This window comes from Dyadobacter sp. CY323 (assembly GCF_021390245.1).
Classification (GTDB): domain Bacteria; phylum Bacteroidota; class Bacteroidia; order Cytophagales; family Spirosomataceae; genus Dyadobacter.
In genome coordinates this window covers 130,503-151,800 of record NZ_JAJUXH010000023.1, presented here as the reverse complement: position 1 = coordinate 151,800, position 21,298 = coordinate 130,503, and the positions used below count along the sequence as shown (strand labels likewise).

The window sequence follows — 21,298 nt, the reverse complement described above, 5'->3', positions numbered from 1 at the left end:
TCGCTGAAAATCCGATATTGACGGATCTTCAGTTTTGTACTTTTTTTCGAATTTAATTTTAAATCGCCCATGATAGTTTGCTCTCTGAAGGCAACCTATTTCAGGCAATGACAAAAAGCTAAAAGCTAAAAGCTAAAAGCTAAAAGCCAACAACCATGCTCAAAAACCACATCAAAATCGCCTTTCGGAATCTTTACAGTTCCCGACTTTTTACGGCTCTCAACATCATTGGACTCACCGGTGGGATGGTGGCGGGGGTTTTTATTCTGTTATGGGTTCAAAATGAGCTCAGTTTTGATACGTACCACAGAAAGTCGGACCGGATCAGCAGGATTATCACGCATTACTCGGTGAGCAAGCTGGAGACCTGGCACTGGCAGACCACGCCACTGCCGTTATCGGCGGAGGTAAAGAATTTACCCGAAATCGAATCGGTGACACGGGAAAGTTCTAAGGGGGACCTGTCTATGATCATCGATGGAAGAAAGGTCAACGGTGAAAATGCCACTTATGCAGATACGAACTGGTTCGAGACGTTTGATTACCAATTCGTGGACGGATCGCCAGCGGCATTCGCTTCCGGTATTCGAAATATAGCGATGACGGAGGCCAAGGCTATCCAGCTTTTTGGAAGGTCGAAAGTGGCCGGGGAAATTATCCGGATCGATACGCTGGACTACACGGTTTCGGCAGTTTACAAAAATAACCCCGCCAATTCCAGTTTTCAATATGACTTCATTTTGCCAATCTCGGCTTATCTGGCCAATCCTGAAACATTTAAAAGCGACAATACCTGGAACAACTTCAACTACCAGACTTTCATTGTCTTCAAGGAAAATACCGACCTGAAAAAGCTGGGCAAAAAGCTGACCGCTATCATCTCCAAGTTCAAAAAGAAAGACGACGGAAAATCGTCGACAGACACGGTATTGGAAGCCGAGTTGTTGACTGATATGCATTTCAACAACAATATTCAGAGCGCGGATCAAAGCAAGGGTGACCGGAAAACGGTCTATGTTTTCTTTGGTTTGGCATTTGTCATCCTACTTGTAGCCTGTATCAATTATGTAAATCTTACCACGGCCCGGGCGAGTGTGAGATCGAAAGAGGTAGGGGTTAAAAAGTTGCTTGGCGCAAAGCATTCGCATCTTTTTGGTCAATTTATGACCGAGTCGATTCTTACCTGCCTGATCGCATTGGTACTTTCCTTTTGTATGATTTATGTTCTGTTACCGGTTTTTAACAGCGTCACCGCGAAGACATTTGAAATATCATTTTTCAATCCGGTGTTGTGGGCCATTTTGTTGGGTACTACTCTTTTTGCTATCGTATTGACAGGCGTTTACCCATCGCTTTTGCTATCGTCCTTTAAACCTTTTGAGACCCTGAGAGGTACTAATGTACTAGGTGCCAGCAGTTCCGTTTTCAGAAAAGGATTGGTTGTCGTTCAGTTCACGGTTGCGATTGTTTTCCTTATTTCCATGCTGGTTGTGCAGAAGCAAATGAAGTTTATCCGGGAAAAGGAGCTGGGGTACGAACGTGCGCATACGTTTACATTCCGCCTGCCGTGGGGTATGCAACCGAAAATTGACCCGGCCACTGTGAAGGCCAGGTTACTCAATGAATCCAGCATTGCAGACGTCACCGTGAGCAGTCAGAGCATTGTCCAGATCGGCAGCAGTACTTCCGGTTCCTACGATTGGGACGGACGCCCGAAAGACTTTGCCCCAACCGTTTCGCAAATTGCCGTCGAAGATAATTTTCAAAAAATGTTTGGACTAAAACTGGTCGATGGCCGCTGGTTCGACGCAACCCGGCCCGGTGATAAAACCAATGTGGTACTGAATGAAACGGCCGTCAAAAAGCTCAATTTACCGAAGCCGGTGATCGGCCAAAGGTTTGACTTTCAGGGGATGAAGGGAAATGTGATCGGGGTTGTGAAGGATTTTCATTTCAAAAGTCTGCGGGAGAAAATCCAGCCGCTGGTTTTATTTAATAACACAAGCTGGAGTCTGGGGATTTATGTAAAAGCGCAGCCGGGAAAGGATGCGGAGGCCATTAAAGCGGCCGGCAAAGTATGGGACGAAATGGTCCCGAACTATGCATTGAACTACACGTTCCTGGACGAAACGTACGACAAGCTTTATAAAAATGAAGAGCGCACCGCTACGTTGTTCAACACCTTCACAGTCACTGCATTGCTAATCTCATGTCTTGGTTTATTCGGGTTGGCGACTTTCACGGCAGAGCGTCGGATCAAGGAAATCGGTATTCGTAAAGTACTTGGGGCATCGGTTACCGCAATCGTTTCGCTGCTTTCAGCGGATTTTATTATTTTGGTATTAATTTCAATCGCAATTGCCTCGCCAATAGGTTATTATGCCGTAAATAAATGGCTGCAAGGATTTGAATACCGAATTGAGATAAACTGGCCGATCTTCGCACTCGCCGCAGCTGCATCCATTATCATCGCAATGTTGACAATCAGTTATCAGAGTATAAAGGCAGCATTGATGAATCCGGTGAGGTCGCTGAGGAGCGATTAGCTGTTAGCTATTTGTCATTAGCTTTTAATCTTGCTTCTCGAAGCCGGCTAAGTACAAAATGTACAATGAAATAAACAAAGCTAACAGCTAACAGCTAAGGGCTGACAGCTAAAAAGCTAACCACCATGCTCCACAATTACTTCAAAATCGCCTTCCGTACTCTTTGGAAAAACCGGCTGTTTACCGGGATTAATTTGCTGGGGCTTTCGCTGGGGCTCGCCAGTGCCGGGGTGCTCATTCTTTTTATCCTGCGCGGACTTACCTGGGATACGTTTCATGAAGACAACGACCAGATCTATTTTGTCCAGACCGAGGGGAAAGATGGACGGTATAATCAGACTATGCACCCGATTCTTGGTCAACTGGTAAAAACGTATCCGGAAATAGAAACCGGTACTCATTTCCAGGGCTGGAATAACGTGTGGATCAATTACAAAGGCAAAGATATTCAGCGGAATACGAAATATGTGGATACGAGCTTTTTTGAGGTTTTTTCTTTTAAACTAAAATATGGGGATGCAAAAACGGCATTAAAAAGAAGAGAATCCATTGTCATCGATCAACAGGTTGCGCAAGCTCTTTTTGGTGAAAAAAACCCGGTGGGAGAGAATGTGGCGGTTAATGATACGCTGAATTTTACGGTTACCGGCGTTTTGGAACAGGTCCCTGAAAATTCATCCCTGCAATTTGATGTACTCCTGCCGATCTCGGTTTTGGAAGCAGATAAAAACTTCGCCGGCAGCGCCGACTGGTACAATACCTTCTCCACGGTGTATCTCAAACTGGATAAGAATGCGGATGTTACCAAGCTGGGAAAGCAGTTTCCACAGTTTGCCAAGGCACATTTTGGGTCAGAAACGAAGAGCCGGAAGTTGCATATTTTACCATTAACCGAATACATTCATCAGGAAAACCCTGGATTTAAATGGATGATTTATGGCGCCATCGCGATCTCTGTTTTTATTCTGTTGATTATCAGCATTAACCTGCTCAATCTAAATACTGCCATTGCATTCACCCGCGCGAAAGAAGTAGCGGTCCGGAAAGTGACGGGCTCGACTTTACAGCAGATCCTGTTTCAATTCTGGACGGAGTCGGGCATTGTGCTCGCTGCTTCTCTCGGACTCGCCATTCTCGTGGGCGTGACCTATCTCGTGCCGCAGTTCAACGAATTCCGGCAAGGCAGAATGCAGCTGGTATTAAGCTGGGAAAAGGATTATGCAACTTTTCTGACGCTGGCCGGAATGATCAGTCTGATCGCGGTCATCGCAGGGACTTACCCCGCCGTTTATCTTAATAAACTGGACTTACGAGATACCATTAAAGGGAAACTTTCGAATAAAACATCGTCAAAAGGCTGGACGCGCGGAACGCTGATCGTGGTTCAGTTTGTGATCGCATTCGGGCTGGTGATCGGTGCCATTACGGTGCGTAAACAGGTTAGTTTTATGCGCCAGGCCGATATGGGTTTCGAACACCGGGATGTGCTGGTGGTTTCTTCCAATCTGCAGTTTCGCAACGAGGAGTTGGCGACCAGCCAGTTCAAGCCCATTCTGGACGAGCTCAACCGGGATTCGCGGGTAAAAAGTGTGTCAACCTCAGGCGTAGTGCCGACCAAATACTGGAGTAATTACAACGTGTACCTGCCCGAGGGAGAAACGAATAAAGAAGTGCGGTTCAAACACGTCGGTGCGGGTGCGAGGTATGCGGAGACTTATGGAATTAAGATGGTTGAAGGGAGAGATTTTTCAGATGATATAGATCAAAAAGGAGAGAACCATCCGGTGGTGATCAACGAGTCGTCGATGAAAGCGATGGGCTGGAAAACGGCTGTCGGAAAACGGTTACGCCAGAAAAACAATCCCGAGGTGTACACGGTGATTGGAGTTATGAAGGATTTCCATTATCAGGAATTGAAGGAAAAGATCGAGCCGCTTTTACATTGGTATGAACCGACCGGGCTGAATTCCTATTTGAGTATCAAGCTGAATGATATCGGCCAGGCAAAAAGTATATTGGCAGGACTGGAAGCTAAAATGAAGAAAATTCCGGCCAGGAAACCGTTTTCGTCATTTTACGTGACAGACGAGCTGAGCAGGCAGTATAACCATCTCGACGGCATCTGGAAAATGGTCAATTTTGTGACTATTCTTTCCATTGTCATTGCACTGGCGGGTGTTTTTGGTCTGGTTACCCTGGCTGCAAACCAGCGTACCAAAGAAGTTGGGATCAGGAAAGTGCTCGGTGCAACTGTAAGTGAAATCGCATTGTTGCTGGCCCGTGATTTTGTGATTTTGGTTCTTTTATCGGTTTTAATTGGGTTGCCGGTTGCTTATAGTTTTGAGGTGAGCTATTTGCAAAGTTTTGATTATCATACATCTATCGGCTGGTATACCTACGCGATGGTGGGCGTCTCTGCTTTACTTTTAACTCTTTGCACGGTTGGTTTTCAAAGTATCCGGGCCGCGCTAATGGATCCGGTGAGGAGTTTGAAGAGTGAATGAAATAACATTTTGTTAGAAAGGAATAGAAAATTCCTTAATATCGTTGAGAGTATAGTTAATGTAAACAGTCAATGTCATGGAACTGAATCGTATAACATTTGATCCTCTCGTAATGGGTGGAAAGCCTACCATCAGAGGAATGAGAGTGACAGTAGGAACAATTGTTGGACTTGTTGCTTCTGGAATCAGTTTTGAAGAAATATTGATTGCCTACCCATATCTTGAAATGGAAGATTTGAGACAGGCACTTAGCTATGCGGCTTGGCGGTCAGAAGAAATCGAAGTTCCTTTTCAGGTAGCATGAAGGTTTTAATAGATATGAATCTGTCCCCACTATGGACAGATTTTTTTATTTTGAATAACATATATGCCGTTCATTGGTCGGCAGTTGGAATTGCGAAAGATCCGGACACACGTATTTTTGAATATGCACGCGTGAATAATTATGTCGTTTTTACAAATGATCTTGATTTTGGATCCATCCTCGCAGCTACAAATGCGAATGCTCCAAGTGTTTTTCAAATCCGAAGCCAAAATTTGATGCCCATTGCAGTTGGAAATGCGGTAGTAGCTTGTTTGGAAAATTACAAATCATATTTAGAGCAGGGAAGTTTAGTTACCTTCTTTGATCAGAAATCGAAGGTGAGAATTCGTCCACTCCGAGGTTAGCAGCCTGGCTCCCATTACCGAACAAAAGTGTCCGAAACCGGACACTTTTGTTGTTTTAAATGAAATATAAGTATCTGATAGATAAATATTTAAGGCCCCATTCGTATTTCTGGTATAATAATTCAATGCATGCTGACAGGACCTTTGCAAAGTCTTCTAGAACTGTTAGCCATGATCAGAAATTATTTGAAAATCGCGTGGAGAAATGTGCTTAAAAGCAAGCTTTTCTCTGCCATTAATGTCTTCGGGCTGTCCGTCGGGATGACCTGCTGTATGTTGTTGCTGCTCTACATTTTGAGTGAGGTTTCTTTTGACAGACATCAGGAATACGTCAATGACATCTATTTGCTGCGAAGTGAAAATGTGCAGCCGAATGGGGAGGTAATGGATAATCCGAGAGGCCCGGCTCCCTATGCGCAGACCGTGAAAGCGGAATTCCCTGAAGTAGTGCAGGTTACCAGGCTTTGGCAAAATTTCATGGAAGACAAGACTTTACTGAGAGTCGAAGAGTCGGGAAAAGCAGTAAAATCGTTTTACGAAACCAAAGGAACCAACGTCGATTCGACCTTCTTTGATGTTTTTACCTATCGTTTTCTCGAAGGCGATTCGCGGACTGCGTTAAATGATCCGCATTCTGTTGTGCTCTCGGAAGAAGTGGCGCATAAGTTGTTCGGAAATGAGCCCGCATTGAACAAAACGATCAAAATCGGTGGGAAAACCGGTAATAATGAGAATTTCAAAGTTACTGGTGTTTATGAAGACGAAAGTTCGCGTTCACATATTGATGCCCGTTACTTTGTTTCGCTGAAAGCGGGTTGGATAGGAGAATATCTGCGCCAATCGAACCTGGATTTTACCAGCAACAATATGTTTTACCATTATCTGCGTCTCCGGCCGGGTACAGATGCTGCCAAATTCAGTAAAAAGCTTCCTGGTTTCATCGAAAAATATGCTCGAAAAGATTTAAAGGCAGCAGGTTATGATAAGAAACTCGTGTTGCTTCCAGTGAAAGACATTCATCTTTTCAACAAAATCGACAGGATCGTATCTGCTACAATCAGCGCCACGTACCTGTATGTGCTGGCCTCTATCGCACTATTCACACTACTAATTGCCTGTATCAACTTTATGAACCTGGCTACTGCCCGGTCTGCGAAGCGTGCGGCGGAAGTAGGAATGCGTAAAGTAATGGGTGCCGGAAAAAGTGGATTGATTGGTCAGTTCCTGGGTGAATCCATGGTGCTGACTTTTATTGCATTGCTTGTTGCCGTGGTTTTCGTGGTATTGTTCCTGCCGGTTTTTAATCAACTATCGGATAAAACACTGAAAGTCTCAACCTTGTTTGAGCCTGAGATTGTACTTGCATTCATTGCACTTGCCTTAGTTACCGGCTTGTTGTCAGGAAGTTATCCTGCGTTTTATTTGTCGGTGTATAATCCTTTGGATGTGATAAAAGGCAAGTTTGTGAATTCGGTTTCAGCTTCCACACTTCGCCGCGGACTTGTGGTTTTTCAGTTTGTGATTTCGATCGGTCTGGTGGTTGCGACCATTGTTATTCAGGGACAGATCAAATTTATGCATGAGCAGCCGCTGGGTTTTAACAAAGATCAGCAGATCGTGATCCCATTCAGAAGCAAGGAGTCCAGAGAGGCTTATAGTGCTTTGCGGAACGAGTTATTACAGAACAATCAAATCAGCGCGGCATCGGGCACGTCGTACTATCCCGGTATTCTGAATCCCAGCGACATGTCGGTGTACCTGCCAGGACAAACTGTGAACGAGGATGGTCTGGTCAAAACGAACTGGGTAGCTCCGGATTTTATGAAAACAATGGGTTTTGAACTGAAAGCAGGAAGGATGTTTTCGGAAGAATTCCCCGCTGATACCAATATGAGGATCGTGGTAAATGAGGCAACTCTCCGGAAATTTGGCATACCCCTGGAAAAAGCGGTCGGCCAGAGACTCAACTTCGATGATCGTTACGACAATGTGACCAAAAGCATTGAGATCGTGGGTGTTGTGAAGGATTTTCATTTTCAGGATCTGCACCAGGTGATTGTGCCCTATGCGTTTTTCCTGAACCTGGATGGAAATCACAACTATATTGTCGCACACGTGAATACGAAAGATGTAACTCGCGTATTGCCATTTATTGAATCAAAATGGAAATCGCTGGTACCGGATGAGCCATTCACATACAGCTTTTTGAATGAGGATTTCCAACGGAATTATGCTGCCGACGCGCGTACTTCACGCATAGTGAATTCATTCACAGTGATTTCGATCCTGATTTCCTGTCTGGGATTATTTGGCCTCGCGGCATTTGCGGCCCAGCAGCGGATCAAAGAAATCGGCGTGAGAAAAGTGCTCGGCGCCTCTGTTTCAAGCATTGTAACATTGTTATCCGGCGATTTTATCAAACTGGTAATCATTTCAATCATCATCGCCACGCCGCTGACGTGGTATGTGATGAACAAATGGCTGCAGGATTTTGCTTATAAAATTTCCATTCAATGGTGGATGTTTGCCGCCGCAGGTGCGCTCGCCGTTGTGATCGCACTTTTAACAGTAAGCACGCAGGCCATAAAAGCAGCGATAACGAACCCGGTGAAGTCGTTGAAGAGTGAGTAGGTTTTTTTAGCTAATAGCTGTTAGCTGTTGGCCATTAGCTATCAGCACAACATTATCTGCGGATTACATAATGTCAAATAAAGACAGTTGCATTGCCAGGTTTAATAACAAACTTTTAAAAAGCTAAAAGCTAACGGCTAATAGCTAAAAGCTAAAAATGTTCAAAAACTACATAAAAATCGCTTTCCGAAACATCTGGAAAAGTAAAGGTTACGCCGTCATTAACATCGTCGGATTGTCAGTTGCATTCAGTATCAGCGTCTTTCTTTTCCTTACAGCATATTTTCAGCTGTCTTTCGACAATTTTCACAAGGATAAGGAGCGCATTTTCGCCACTTACTTTTTCTCCAATGATCCGGAAAGAGCATCAGGAACGAGCTCTATGCCGTTTCCACTCACGCCAGCATTAAAAGCGGAATTTCCTGAAATAGAAGGGATTACACGTGTAGTTAACGGAAGTGATGTGTTGGAATACAAGGGCAAATATTTTGATAAACAGGTCATGTTTATTGATCCTGATTTTCTAAAAATATTCTCTTTCCCGCTGGTCAAAGGCAGTGCTGAAACGGCGCTGCTGGACATGAGCAGCATCATTATCAGTGAAGAAATGGCGAAGGCTGTATTCGGGAAGGAAAATCCAGTCGGCAAATCAGTGCAGGTTGGGCTGGATGCAAAACGTAAGGAATATGTTGTGACCGGCGTCCTGAAAGATTTTCCCGAAAATTCATCGATCAAGTTTGATGCATTTGTGAGAACTGAAAATTCGGATGGTTACAAGCAATCGAAAGATCAATGGGACGCGCATTCACACCGCGTTTATTTAAAAATAAGCCCTAATGCCGATCCGATAGCTCTTGAAAAACGGCTGAAACCTTTTACAGCAAAATATTTCTCGGAGAGCATTGAAACTTTGAAAAAAAAGGGCGCAAAGCCTGATGATCAGGGGGACATATTTGCGCTGAGATTGCAGAATATCGAGAATCTGCATTTTGATACAAAACTTTCAGGTGGAGGAGCGGCCCCTATTGCGCTTGTCTATGCGTTGATGGGTATCGGGCTTTTTATTCTGTTAATCGCATGTATCAATTTTATTAATCTCAATGTAGCCAGATCGTTCATCCGCGCCCGCGAGGTAGGTGTCCGTAAGTCGCTTGGCGCATTGAAAAACCAGCTTTTCATTCAGATTTGGGGAGAAGCCGCGGTAATCTGCTTTTTTGGTTTTCTGACAGGCGTGGTACTTGCCGTCCTGCTTTTGCCGAGTTTCAATGCTACTTTCCAAAGCAAGTTGAGTCTGGATTACATGTTAGAACTCGATAAAATTGCGCTGCTTTTCGGGCTATTTGTTTTGGTAACCTTGATTGCTGGCGGTTATCCAGCCTGGCAAATGTCTAAATTTAATGCAGTTGAGGTGCTCAAAGGCAGGGTTACGCTGAAAAAACCGGGTATGCTCCGCAATTCGTTGATCGTTGCACAATTTACTTTATCGAGTTTGCTCATTTGCTGCACGATCGTGGCGATTCAGCAGGTGAATCATTTACGGAAACAACCTTTGGGCTTCCAAAAAGAAGAAGTGATCAGCATTCCGGTCGGTAATAAAATCGATGGTAAAAAAGTGTTGCAAAGAATGCGAAATGAGTTCAAATCCGATCCTAATGTACTGGGAGTGAGCGGAAGTGCTGTGAATCTGGGCGTCGGTATGGATAGGAGTACATCCAGAAGCGTAATAGGATTTACATATAAGGAAAAAGAAGTCGTAACTGACTGGCTATCCATTGACTACGAGTATATGAAGACATTGAACATCAGGCTGATTTCCGGGCGGGAGTTTAATCCGGCTTACCCCAGCGACTCTCTTGACCGTGTTATCGTTACGGAAAGCATGGCGAAAATGATTTCGGAAAAAGATCCGGTCGGTAAATACTTTCAAACCGATACTGCCGGCGTAAAATATCAGATCATTGGCCTGATTCCTGATTTTAGTTTGTACTCATCGAAAAATGAGAAGAAGCCGATCACCATGCATTTAGGTGGCGAAGGTTCGGTTAGGTATATTTTCGTAAGGATTACGCCGGAAAGTCTGAGTGTATCAATGGATAAATTGAAGGCGGTCTGGAAGAAAGTGGCGCCCGAAACAGAGTTTATCGGAACATTCGTGGATGAAAATACCAATGCCTGGTATAAAGAGGAGGAGAGGCTTTCGCAGGTTTTTAGTTTGGCGTCGGGAGTTGCAATTGTATTGTCTTGTCTGGGTTTGTTCGCTGTCGCGTTGATCGTTATGGAGCAACGTACCAAAGAAATTGGCGTGCGTAAGGTGCTGGGTGCGAGCATTTCAAATCTTGTATTTGTATTGTCAAAAGATTTTGTCAAGCTCGTGCTTATCGCAATACTTATCTCCACGCCGCTGGCCTGGTTCGCAATGCAAAAATGGCTTGATAATTACCCTTACCGCATTGAAATCAACCCATTGGTATTTGTTCTGGTCGGCCTGGCAGCTGTTTTCGTAGCAGTTGCAACTGTGAGTTTTCAAAGTATAAAAGCTGCATTGATGAATCCCGTGAAATCGCTAAAAAGTGAGTAGGATATAAAAGACAATATCAAAATTTCCCATAGCCATGATCAAAAATTATCTGATTACCTCGTTCCGGAATCTCCGGCGCAACTGGAATTTTACCATGATCAACATCGTCGGCCTGACGCTCGGCCTGGCCTGCTGCCTGCTCATTTTTTTTACCGTTCGCTATGAACTGAGTTTCGACCAGCACCATAGCCAGGTGGAACGGGTGTTCCGCATTGTGCAGCACAATAAGGAGGCTGGTGACAAGGGTTATAATGCAGGCATGTCGCTGCCTGCTCTTGCAGCGATCAAAAGCGACTACCCCGAAGTTAAAGATCTGATCTCCTGTACCTATGCGATGCGCGAAACGCTGATCACGATTGGTGAAGGTGCGGGACGCAAGAAGTTTTCAGAACCGTTTTACTCCGTATCTTTTATCGGTCCGGAATACTTCAAACTTTTTAACTACACCTGGTTAAAAGGTTCACCATCAACTTCATTGACCAACCCCGGCTCAGTTGTTCTCTCCGAAACGCAGGCAAAGAAATACTTTGGAAATGCTGATCCAATGGGTAAGACCATCCGTGTGTCCAATCGCAAGGATTTTGTGGTGACTGGCTTAGTTAAAGATTCGCCGCCCACTACCAGTTTTCCATTCAATACTTTGCTTTCTTTCTCATCTTTAAAAGATTACGGGTCATTTACAAACTGGGATGATTGGGTTAGCACATACGGGGGCGGACAAATGTACATGCGCTTGCCGGAGTCGCTCAGTAAGGAACGGATGGAACAAAATCTGGCGGCATTGTCCAAAAAATACAGAGATCCGAAGGATGCGGCGGAGACAGAAATAGTATTGCAGCCGGTAAATGACATTCATTTCGATAATCGTACGCAGAACTATGCGGGACGTACCATCAGCAAAGGTATGATCTGGTCTATGGTCCTGATTGGCGTATTCATTCTGGTAACAGCCTGTGTCAATTTTATTAACCTGGCAACTGCCCAGGCGCTGCGACGGGCCCGGGAAGTGGGCGTCCGGAAAGTGCTGGGAAGTACGCGTGGCCAGCTGCTCAGACAGTACTTTTCTGAAACCGGTATTTTAACGGTCATTTCGGTGTTACTTGCATTGCTCCTCGCCCAACTGACGCTCCCGTATGTGGCCGAGATATTGAACATCCAGTCCAAAGGTGTCATGTTCATTGCGGACCCGGTTATTCTCATATTCTTGCTCGTACTGGCAATTATTACGACGGTACTTTCCGGCGCATATCCGGCACTGGTAGTTTCCGGTTATCAGCCCATTCTTGCTTTGAAAGGTACGATGCGGGCAAGTGGAAACGGTCAGTCCAATCTGCGACGCGGGTTGATCGTACTCCAGTTTACCATTTCGCAGGTTGTTTTACTGGGAACATTGATCGCATACAGCCAGATGAAGTATTTCCGGACAATGGACCTGGGTTTTGAAAAAGATGCGATTGTAAGTATGCCCATTCCCGGACAAGGTCCCGGTCAACTTGAAACTTTGTATGCGAAGCTCAAATCGGAGCCGGGTATTAAGGATATGAGTTACAGTGCATTTACTCCCATGTCGAGGAGTAACTGGCAAACCGGCTTTACATTTGAAAACGATGCTGAAATGCTCGATTTCGAGGTGGTAATGCGGCCTGCGGATACGGCCTATGTCAAAACATATGGTTTGCAGATGATTGCCGGACGTATGTACCTGCCTGCCGATACCATGCGTGAATTTGTGATCAATGAGGCTTTTGTGCAGAAACTGGGATTCAAAAAGCCCGAAGAAGTGATCGGTAAGCGAATGGCAATCGGCGGATCAAGCGTGAAGCTGCCGATTGTGGGGGTCGTCAAGAATTTCAATACATATAGCCTGCACCGTGAAATTATCCCATGTGTGCTGACCACGGCCCGGGGCAACTATGGAACGCTTGGAATAAAGCTGGCTGCGGGCTCTAATCCTGCATTAATCGAAAAAATAGAAAAGGCGTGGTCCGCATCTTTCCCGGATTTTCTTTTTAAATATTCCTTTCTGGATGAAACATTAAACAGTTTTTACGAGAAAGAGGAAAAGCTGTTTGACTTGTTCAAAATACTTTCTGGCATTGCTATTTTCATCGGATGCCTGGGTTTATATGGCGTAGTCGCATTCATGGCAGAATCGCGAACAAAAGAAATGGGAATCCGTAAAGCAATCGGTGCAACGGCGTTCAATATTTTTAGTCTTTTCTCCGTGGATTTTGTAAAACTGGTTATCGTCGCCCTGATCATCGCCTCGCCCATTGCCTGGTATTTCATGAACGAATGGCAGCAGGACTTTACTTACAAAGTTAACATCAGCTGGTGGCTGTACGTCGCAGCAGGTATTTTCGCGATTGTAATCGCATTGGTTACCGTGAGTTTCCAGAGCATAAAAGCAGCATTGGTGAATCCCGTAAAGGCGCTGAGGAGTGAGTAGGTAATAGCTATTAGCTATTAGCTATTATCTGTTAGCAATTAGCCTTTAGCAATTAGCTTTTAGCTTTTAGCCCTTTTTTTTGATGAATATCATAAGTAAACGATACCAAAGAGACATTTTAAACAGCTAACAGCTAACAGCTAACAGCTAACAGCTAACAGCTAACAACTAACAGCTAACAGCTAACAGCCACCCCCGCCATGATCAGAAACTACCTCAAAATTGCCCTCCGAAACCTTTCTAAAAATAAGGTTTATTCATTTATTAATATCGTCGGACTTGCGGTTGGCATTGCGGTGGCGATGCTGATCGGGCTTTGGGTTTGGGATGAGCTGTCGTTTAACAAGTATCATAAAAACCATGATCGGATTGTTCAGGCGTGGATCAGCCAGACTTTTAACGAGCAAACCGGAAGTGGTACCGCGGTTTCTATCCCGGCGGTGACGGAAATGGCCACCAAGTATGGTTCGGATTTCAAATTCACCTCACTCGCTTCCTGGAACTTCGGGCATTTGCTGGCAAATGGGGATAAGAAGATCAATAAAACCGGAATGTGGGCGCAGCCTTCGTTACCTGAAATGCTGTCACTGAAAATGATACGGGGCGATTACAGCGCATTGAAAAATCCGGGTTCGATCGTGATCTCCGAATCGCTGGCGAAATCACTTTTTGGCGATCACGACCCGCTTAACAGAACCCTGAAACTAGATATCAAAAAGAATGTGAAAGTAACGGGCGTATATGAAGACATTCCGTTTAATTCTGCATTTAATGAGCTTTATCTAATACTGCCATGGAGTGATTATCTGAATGCGGAGAATTGGGTCAAAAGCGCTCAGGATCAATGGGGTAACCACTCGTTTCAGTTTTTTGCGCAAGTGGCCGATCATGCGGATATTGCCAAAGTATCGAGAAAAATCAGGGACGTGGAAATGCCCCATGCATTCTCCAAAACCGATAAGCCACAGTACTTTTTACATCCGATGAGCCGCTGGCATTTGTATTCGGACTTCAAAAATGGGCAGAATGTTGGTGGCGCCATTCAATTCGTTTGGCTGTTCAGCATTATCGGGATTTTTGTGTTGCTGCTGGCCTGCATCAATTTCATGAACCTGAGTACGGCGCGCTCCGAGAAACGCGCCAAAGAGGTAGGCATCCGAAAGTCGATCGGCTCCTTGAAAAGTCAGCTTGTATTCCAGTTTTTGAGCGAATCATTTCTCGTTGTCTCGTTTGCACTGGTACTGGCCATTTTGATTGTTCTTTTAGTACTTCCTGCATTCAATGATCTTTCTGGAAAACACGTCACGTTTCCATTTAACTACTATCAGTTCTGGCTCGCATTAATCATTTTCTCACTGTTTACCGGGCTCGTTTCCGGAAGTTACCCGGCATTCTATTTATCGTCTTTTAATCCGCTCGCGGTTTTGAAAGGCACATTTAAAGTAGGTAAATGGTCGGCGGTGCCGCGTAAAGTGATGGTGGTCATGCAGTTTACGGTCTCCATTACGCTCATTATCGGCACTATAATCGTATTTCAGCAAATTCAGCATGCGAAAGACAGGCCCGTTGGTTACGACAGGCAAGGATTGTTGCAGATCAGCATTTCACCAAATCTTTACGGGAAATATTATCCGCTGCGTGATGATCTTTTGAAATCCGGCGTGGTTTATGAAATGAGTGAATCTTCCAGTCCGACCACCGGAATTTATTCAAACCAGATCGGTTTTGAGTGGGAGGGAATGGAGGCAGGATCAGTTCCATTATTTGGTACCATTGCCTGCACTCATGATTTTGGTAAAACAATTGGCTGGAAAATTACCGACGGAAGAGACTTTTCACGCGATTTCTCTACCGATACTGCGGCATTTATTTTGAATGAATCGGCGGTGAAACTGACTGGCATTAAAGATATTGTTGGTAAAACGATCCGTTATAATGGCAAACCGAGACAGGTTGTGGGTGTGGTTAAAGATATGGTCATGCAATCGCCATATGAACCGGCAGTACCAACCATTTTTCTGATGGATTATGAATGGGCAAACCTGATCAACGTGAAATTGATTCCCGGCAAACCGGTGGATCAGGCATTAAAAAAGGTAGAAGCTATTTTCAGAAAATTTGATCCTGACTCTCCATTTGAATTCAAATTCGCTGACCAGGAATATGAGGCGAAGTTCAGGTCGGAGGAGCGCATTGGGAAACTTGCGAGGGTTTTCGCGGTGCTGGCCGTTTTCATTTCGTGTCTCGGCTTGTTCGGTCTCGCAGCCTACACTGCCGAGCAACGCACCAAAGAAATTGGGATACGTAAAGCACTGGGCGCCAGCGTCTCGCAAATGTGGGCGATGTTGTCCAAAGAGTTTATCTATCTCGTTTTGCTGTCCTGCGTGATCGCTTCACCCATTGCATTGTATTTTCTCAACGACTGGTTGAAAAAGTACGAATATCACATTGAGCTGAGCTGGGTTGTTTTTGCAATCTCCGCATTCCTCGCTGTCATCATTACTTTATTGACTGTCAGCTTTCAAGCGATCAAAGCAGCTTTGATGAATCCGGTTAAGTCGTTGCGTAGCGAGTGATGTGGTAAGTATCATGAACGTTATTTAAAGAAGATTTCACAATGGTTTCCGACAATGAATCAGGTAATTCTAATTTACCAATTGATAGTTAATAGAAATCTCAAACCAGGTTGCCGTACTGACGAAGACATTGTTCTTTATATCTTCAATTAAAAGCTTTGTTTTCTGGGAAAGTTTGGGATTGTCTTCAAGAAACCAAATTAGTGCGTGTGTATCTAAAAGTAAATTCATTTACATATAGTCATTAAGTTCAGTCAGGGGGTCATCAAAGTCGTCAGACATCTTCACTTTTCCGCTTGGCACGCCTGCCACACGCTTTTTTTGGATAGCTATTTTCTCGTCTATAAAGGTCACAATCACTTCCATACGCTTATTGACAGGCGGTTTTTCCAACAAAGTGATCTGGCCGTTTTCGAAAATCCCCTTAATAGCAGTTGACATTGTGGTATTGTTCATGTAGAAATCAAATATACAAATTATCTATTGTTGATACTTCAGAAGACAATAGATGCAGATTGGCAATGCATTAAGTAACCATTCGTCGATTAAAATGGGGTGACTGTCTGTAACTGTTTCCAGTTCGTAGATTGCGCTTAAAGTCGTTTAAACTTGAATGAGAAAATGGCCTCTAACCTACATTAACGAACAATTTTAAATTTAGAAACCATGAAAAAGACCATCTTAGCAATCGCGACAATTGTAACATTGACCATCGGAAACGGCTTTGCCCAACGTTACAAAAGCCATGAAATTCCGGCAACCGCTTCGAGAAATTCGAGAGTAGATAATTCCAATGAAGAGTTCCAGATCAATAAACTGGATAAGATCGTCGGACTTACCCGCAAGCAGGAAAACCAGATCAAGAAAATCGAGAACCAATATGACCGGCTGATGTCTTCAAACAGAAGATCCACCTACCAGAGTGTGCAGAGACTGGAAATGCAAAAAGAAAAAGAGATCCTTTCCGTTTTAACTCCGGTGCAGCGTCAGCGTTTGTACGCTTATCAGAATGCCGGAAAACGTAATACGTGGAGAGGATAAGCAAGAAATGCAGTCAGAATAAATTAGCCATGTAGTACTAGCCAGGTCCCTCAGGATCTGGCTAGTTTGTTGTTAACCGAAAATTTGTTGCGGAAAAAATAGTCGGCCAATATTAGTGCAGATAGGCCGATCAACGTCAGAATACCGATATGCAACGTACCTGTTTGGATATCCGGGATAGCCAGGATTGATGGCGTGCGTTTGCCGAGGAATGCAAGGAACTGCGGCATTGCTGCTGGTGTGGACGACGGGAACAAATAGCCTGCGAGCAATAATAACGTTACCGCAGCTGCAATTCCAAACCATGTTTTTACAGAAATGATCGGCTTGTAGTGAACCGAAGACGCTTTGGTGAGCTCATGAATGAGATTTACCCCGAAATCGGCAGAGGGTTGTTCGATCGCATTCTGCATCAGTACCAGTTTAAGTGACCATTCAGTTGCTGCCTGGATTTGTAGTTCAGTCTGAATACCTTTCAAAACATGCTCCGAAAAATGAAACGGAGCTCTTTCCTCACCGGCAGCCCGGAGCAGTTTCGATAAGTTTTCGTTCTTATTTTCCTCAGTCCCCATATCTGTCTTTATAATAGGAAATGTAACTCTTTCTCGAGAATCTTCCTCGCCCTGAATAACTTGACTTTCACGTTTGAAGCGGACAACCCTGTTATTTCGCTGATCTCCTCAACCGAATTCTCGCTCAGATAAAACAACGTAATTACGACTGACTCTGCTTTTGGAAGTCTTTGAATGGCTTCTTTTACAAATTTTTCCCTCTCGGCGGTCTGTAATTTTTCGATCGCATTTGACGAATAATCGTAAGCATACTCTTCACCTATTTCGTCATCCAGCGAGGCAAATTTAAACTTTCCTTGCTGCAATTTGGAAACCGCTGTGCGATACACAATGGTATAAAGCCAGGTCGAAAACTTGGATTTTCCCTGAAAGCTGCCAATCTGCAGATACGCTTTTATGAAACTTTCCTGCGCCACGTCCTCAGCCTCAAACGAATCGGACAAAATCCGCATGGCAATCGTGAATGCCATGTTTTTGTACTTATCAACAAGATACGTGTAGGAAGCCAGGTCTCCTCGTTTTACCTTTTCGATATAAGCCTGGTCATCCTTACTGGTCATGTATCAATACTTTGCTTTCGATGAGACTGGATAGTGGTTTGCCTGGTTACAATTCAGATGAATTTTTTTTAATAATTTTTTGCAAGAAACTGTAACCATTGATCCGTGAGTATTGTCCAATGGGCAGAACATCAATTTAAATTCAATCATCATGAATGGGGTAATCATATCGGTAGCGGCATTTTCGGCGATTTTCGGAATAGTATATGTTTTTCTTGTGTCGAGGCACAGAGAACGTATCGCTCTGATTGAAAAGGGACTTGACGCTTCGATTTTATCGGACAAAAATTACACATCTTATCCCACATTAAAATTCGGGATGCTTTTTGTTGGTATAGCGCTCGGAATCTTATTGGGAAACTGGCTGGACCATTATTATGATTTCAGTAAAGGCGTCGCTTTTCTGGCAATGGTATTTTTGTTGGGGGGAATTAGTCTCATTGTCAATTTCTTCATAGAGAGGAAATTAAGTAAAAAAAACCACGATTAGCTTTCATTTTTCCGTTCAAAAGCATAATACACCATCCGGTAAAAATAATTTCGCCTAGTACCTTGCATGACAAAGTACCTTACTATACATTTGTATTGTTAGTCCGTCTGACTATTGAGATCAATTTTTAAATACACCACCACTACCATCTGATTTTTAGTATCAAAGTTTTAAAAGAGCCAAAATCTCTTGCTGGAATTTCTTTGCCTTTTGAATCTATTAGCCATTTAAATCTTCATTATGAAAACATTACTCCTGTTCATCTTATCACTCCTGATCTCAGGACTGATTTGTATCAAGACTTCTTCCGCACAATCGGTACCGGCAGGCGGCCACATTAAAGGAATCGTCACAGACTCCGCCAACAACAAACCCATGGACTTCATTACGGTGAACCTGATGGTCGACAAAACCACAGCACTGAAAGCTGATTTCACCAAAACGGATGGGACATTTGCATTCGGTAAGCTCAAACCGGCAAAATATACAGTCGTAATAGTTGGTGTAGGTTATAAAACAAAAATGTTGGAAGCAGACCTCAGCGACAGCAGTAAAATCGGACTGGATCTCGGTACCGTTTCTCTGACTTCAACTGTGGTGGGATTAAAGGAAGTGACGGTGACAAGCGTTAAACAAATTGTGAAACAGGAAGTTGACCGGATCACCTATGACTTGCAGGCAGATCCTGAAAGTAAGATTTACAGTGTCCTCGATATGATGCGGAAAGTGCCATATCTGGCTGTGGATGCGGACGAAAATATCCAGTTAAAGGGAAATACGGATTTCAAAATCCTGATAAACGGGAAACCTTCGAGCATGATGGAGAGGAGTTACAAGGAAGTTTTGAGAAGCATGCCTGCATCGTCCATTGATCGCATTGAAGTGATTACAACGCCGCCTGCAAAGTATGACGCCGAAGGATTGGCGGGGATCATCAACATCATCACGCACAAGAAGATCGACAACGGGTACAATGGAACGGTGAATGTAAATGAGCGGTTTCCTGTCGGCGGGCCTGGATTTGGCGGGTCGTTTGCGGCTAAATTTGGAAAGCTGGGAATGACCGTACTTTTGGGAGGAAGCCAGTACCGCACACCCTCGACGATCAATCGTGTGGACAGAAACACTTTTGGTGACGGGGTAACAGATACATTTCAGGATGGTCTTGCCAAATCAGATAACAAAAACGGGTATGTGGGCTATGAGGTCAGTTATGAATTTGATACGCTGAATTTGTTGAGTGCCCAGATCAATGTGAATGGTAGTAAATCTGACGGTTCGGGTTACCAGGGCTCGCGCCTAAGCCGGAGCGGGGAAGTGCTGGAAGCTTACCGGGTCAGCAATATCAATTGGGGAGATGGCAATGGATTGGATGCCGCGGTCAATTTTCAGAGAACTGCCAAAGCTGATAAAAACAGGCTCCTCACTTTCTCTTACCGCTATTTTGGTTTCGACAACCAAAACAAAAGCAACCTGACCATTTCCGAACAGGTAAATTTCGACCTGCCAGATTACCGGCAGATCAACGCGCAAAGCTTTTCCGAGCATACGTTTCAGGTTGATTATGTATATCCTCTAAACAAATGGAGCATTGAGGCTGGTTTGAAAGGGATCATGCGGGACAACCGAAGTGATTTTCAGTACGATACTTATGATCCTGAAAGCGGCGAATACCAGATCAGTCCGGGGATGAGCAACAAATTCAATAATACCCAGAACGTTTTCGGGGCATATAATACTTATCAGTACAATTTGAAAAAATGGTCCTTTAAAGCGGGCGTGCGCATTGAGCAGACGGTGGTCGATGCGGATTTCATATCTACGGAATCAAAAGTGCGGCAGAACTATTTTAATGTCATACCTTCTGTTTCTATCAACCGGAAATTAAAAAATAACAATGCGTTGAACCTGGGTTATTCGCAGCGGATCCAGCGACCTGGTATCTGGCAGCTCAATCCGTTCATAGACCGGTCAAACCCGAATTTCGAAAGGACCGGTAACCCGAATTTGCGCCCCGCATTTGTGAATGACGTGCAGCTGGGGTATAGTATTAACAAAAAGGCTTCCGTGAATTTCGGGGTGGGCGTCACTGCATTCCGCGATCTGATCTTCCAGGTCGCAGTGTACAATCCGGAAACCAAGATTACCCGTAATTCTTTTGAGAACACCGGCACCGCCCGCCTGATCATGACGATGCTGAACGTGAATTATCCGATCACAAAAAAGTGGAATTTCAGTCTGAATATGCGTGCTGCACACGGAAAAGTGCAGGGAGTTGTAAACAACATTCCGGTTACAAACCAAGGCATTATGTCCCAGATCTCGGCTTCTACGGGCTATCGCCTCGAAAAGGACTGGCGGGTTAATGCAAATCTGAATTTCAACGGCCGGAGTATCAATTTACAAGGCATAAACAATTCAATGACAAGCTATTCGGTGAGTGTCAGCAAAGATATTATTAAGGATAAATTATCCCTTTCGGCGGCAGCCAACAACCCATTCACCAAGTTCAGAAACTTCCGGCGCGTCACGTCTGGCCCGGATTTCGATCAGGTTGATTACCGAAGAGATTATTTCCGGACCTTCAATTTTAGTCTTAACTACAAATTTGGAAAGCTGAAAGAAGCCATTAAAAAGAATAAAAGAGGCATTCGTAACGACGATGTGCAGAGCGGAAGTTAG

Annotated in this window: 15 protein-coding genes; 11 read left to right on the top strand and 4 right to left on the bottom strand. The window is 44.3% G+C overall.

Annotated elements, in window-relative coordinates; all coding sequences use genetic code 11:
• Positions 1 to 155 precede the first annotated feature (155 nt).
• From LZG72_RS25255 to LZG72_RS25220, 8 genes are all read left to right on the top strand, one after another.
• Positions 156 to 2,546 carry an ABC transporter permease gene (locus LZG72_RS25255; RefSeq protein ID WP_233877924.1) on the top strand — a complete coding sequence of 797 codons (2,391 nt, stop codon included), beginning with the start codon at positions 156 to 158 and terminating at the stop codon, positions 2,544 to 2,546.
• A gap of 125 nt (positions 2,547 to 2,671) precedes the next feature.
• On the top strand, positions 2,672 to 5,050 hold the full coding sequence (locus LZG72_RS25250) for an ABC transporter permease (protein WP_233877923.1): 2,379 nt from the start codon (positions 2,672 to 2,674) through the stop codon (positions 5,048 to 5,050).
• 76 nt (positions 5,051 to 5,126) lie between these two features.
• Complete coding sequence (locus LZG72_RS25245) at positions 5,127 to 5,354, top strand: DUF433 domain-containing protein (protein WP_233877922.1); 228 nt, start codon at positions 5,127 to 5,129, stop codon at positions 5,352 to 5,354.
• 14 nt (positions 5,355 to 5,368) lie between these two features.
• The gene (locus tag LZG72_RS25240) at positions 5,369 to 5,719 is read left to right on the top strand and encodes a DUF5615 family PIN-like protein (protein ID WP_233877921.1); all 351 of its coding nucleotides are present in this window, start codon (positions 5,369 to 5,371) and stop codon (positions 5,717 to 5,719) included.
• Positions 5,720 to 5,890: 171 nt separating this feature from the next.
• On the top strand, positions 5,891 to 8,350 hold the full coding sequence (locus LZG72_RS25235; protein WP_233877920.1) for an ABC transporter permease: 2,460 nt from the start codon (positions 5,891 to 5,893) through the stop codon (positions 8,348 to 8,350).
• 157 nt (positions 8,351 to 8,507) lie between these two features.
• Entirely contained in the window at positions 8,508 to 10,928 is a 2,421-nt protein-coding gene (locus LZG72_RS25230; protein ID WP_233877919.1) for an ABC transporter permease, read from the top strand.
• 34 nt (positions 10,929 to 10,962) lie between these two features.
• Positions 10,963 to 13,377: an ABC transporter permease gene (locus LZG72_RS25225; protein ID WP_233877918.1), complete on the top strand. Its 2,415-nt coding sequence runs from the start codon at positions 10,963 to 10,965 to the stop codon at positions 13,375 to 13,377.
• Between the two features lie 200 nt (positions 13,378 to 13,577).
• Positions 13,578 to 15,953: an ABC transporter permease gene (locus tag LZG72_RS25220; protein ID WP_233877917.1), complete on the top strand. Its 2,376-nt coding sequence runs from the start codon at positions 13,578 to 13,580 to the stop codon at positions 15,951 to 15,953.
• A gap of 69 nt (positions 15,954 to 16,022) precedes the next feature.
• Here LZG72_RS25220 and LZG72_RS29525 read toward each other — a convergent pair whose 3' ends face one another.
• Entirely contained in the window at positions 16,023 to 16,184 is a 162-nt protein-coding gene (locus LZG72_RS29525) for a type II toxin-antitoxin system VapC family toxin (RefSeq protein ID WP_409017746.1), read from the bottom strand.
• A complete protein-coding gene (locus LZG72_RS25215) occupies positions 16,185 to 16,409 on the bottom strand; it encodes a DUF2281 domain-containing protein (RefSeq protein WP_233877916.1) in 225 nt (74 codons plus the stop codon).
• A 210-nt stretch (positions 16,410 to 16,619) separates the two neighbouring features.
• On the opposite strand from LZG72_RS25215, the gene LZG72_RS25210 reads away from it, so the two are divergent.
• Positions 16,620 to 16,994: a hypothetical protein gene (locus tag LZG72_RS25210; protein ID WP_233877915.1), complete on the top strand. Its 375-nt coding sequence runs from the start codon at positions 16,620 to 16,622 to the stop codon at positions 16,992 to 16,994.
• Between the two features lie 50 nt (positions 16,995 to 17,044).
• Here LZG72_RS25210 and LZG72_RS25205 read toward each other — a convergent pair whose 3' ends face one another.
• Complete coding sequence (locus LZG72_RS25205) at positions 17,045 to 17,566, bottom strand: hypothetical protein (protein ID WP_233877914.1); 522 nt, start codon at positions 17,564 to 17,566, stop codon at positions 17,045 to 17,047.
• An 8-nt stretch (positions 17,567 to 17,574) separates the two neighbouring features.
• Positions 17,575 to 18,126 carry an RNA polymerase sigma factor gene (locus tag LZG72_RS25200; protein ID WP_233877913.1) on the bottom strand — a complete coding sequence of 184 codons (552 nt, stop codon included), beginning with the start codon at positions 18,124 to 18,126 and terminating at the stop codon, positions 17,575 to 17,577.
• Positions 18,127 to 18,277: 151 nt separating this feature from the next.
• On the opposite strand from LZG72_RS25200, the gene LZG72_RS25195 reads away from it, so the two are divergent.
• Together LZG72_RS25195 and LZG72_RS25190 are read left to right on the top strand one after the other, a co-directional pair.
• Positions 18,278 to 18,616 (top strand): DUF6249 domain-containing protein, encoded by a 339-nt coding sequence (locus LZG72_RS25195; RefSeq protein ID WP_233877912.1) that lies wholly within the window; start codon positions 18,278 to 18,280, stop codon positions 18,614 to 18,616.
• Positions 18,617 to 18,856: 240 nt separating this feature from the next.
• Positions 18,857 to 21,298: an outer membrane beta-barrel family protein gene (locus tag LZG72_RS25190; RefSeq protein WP_233877911.1), complete on the top strand. Its 2,442-nt coding sequence runs from the start codon at positions 18,857 to 18,859 to the stop codon at positions 21,296 to 21,298.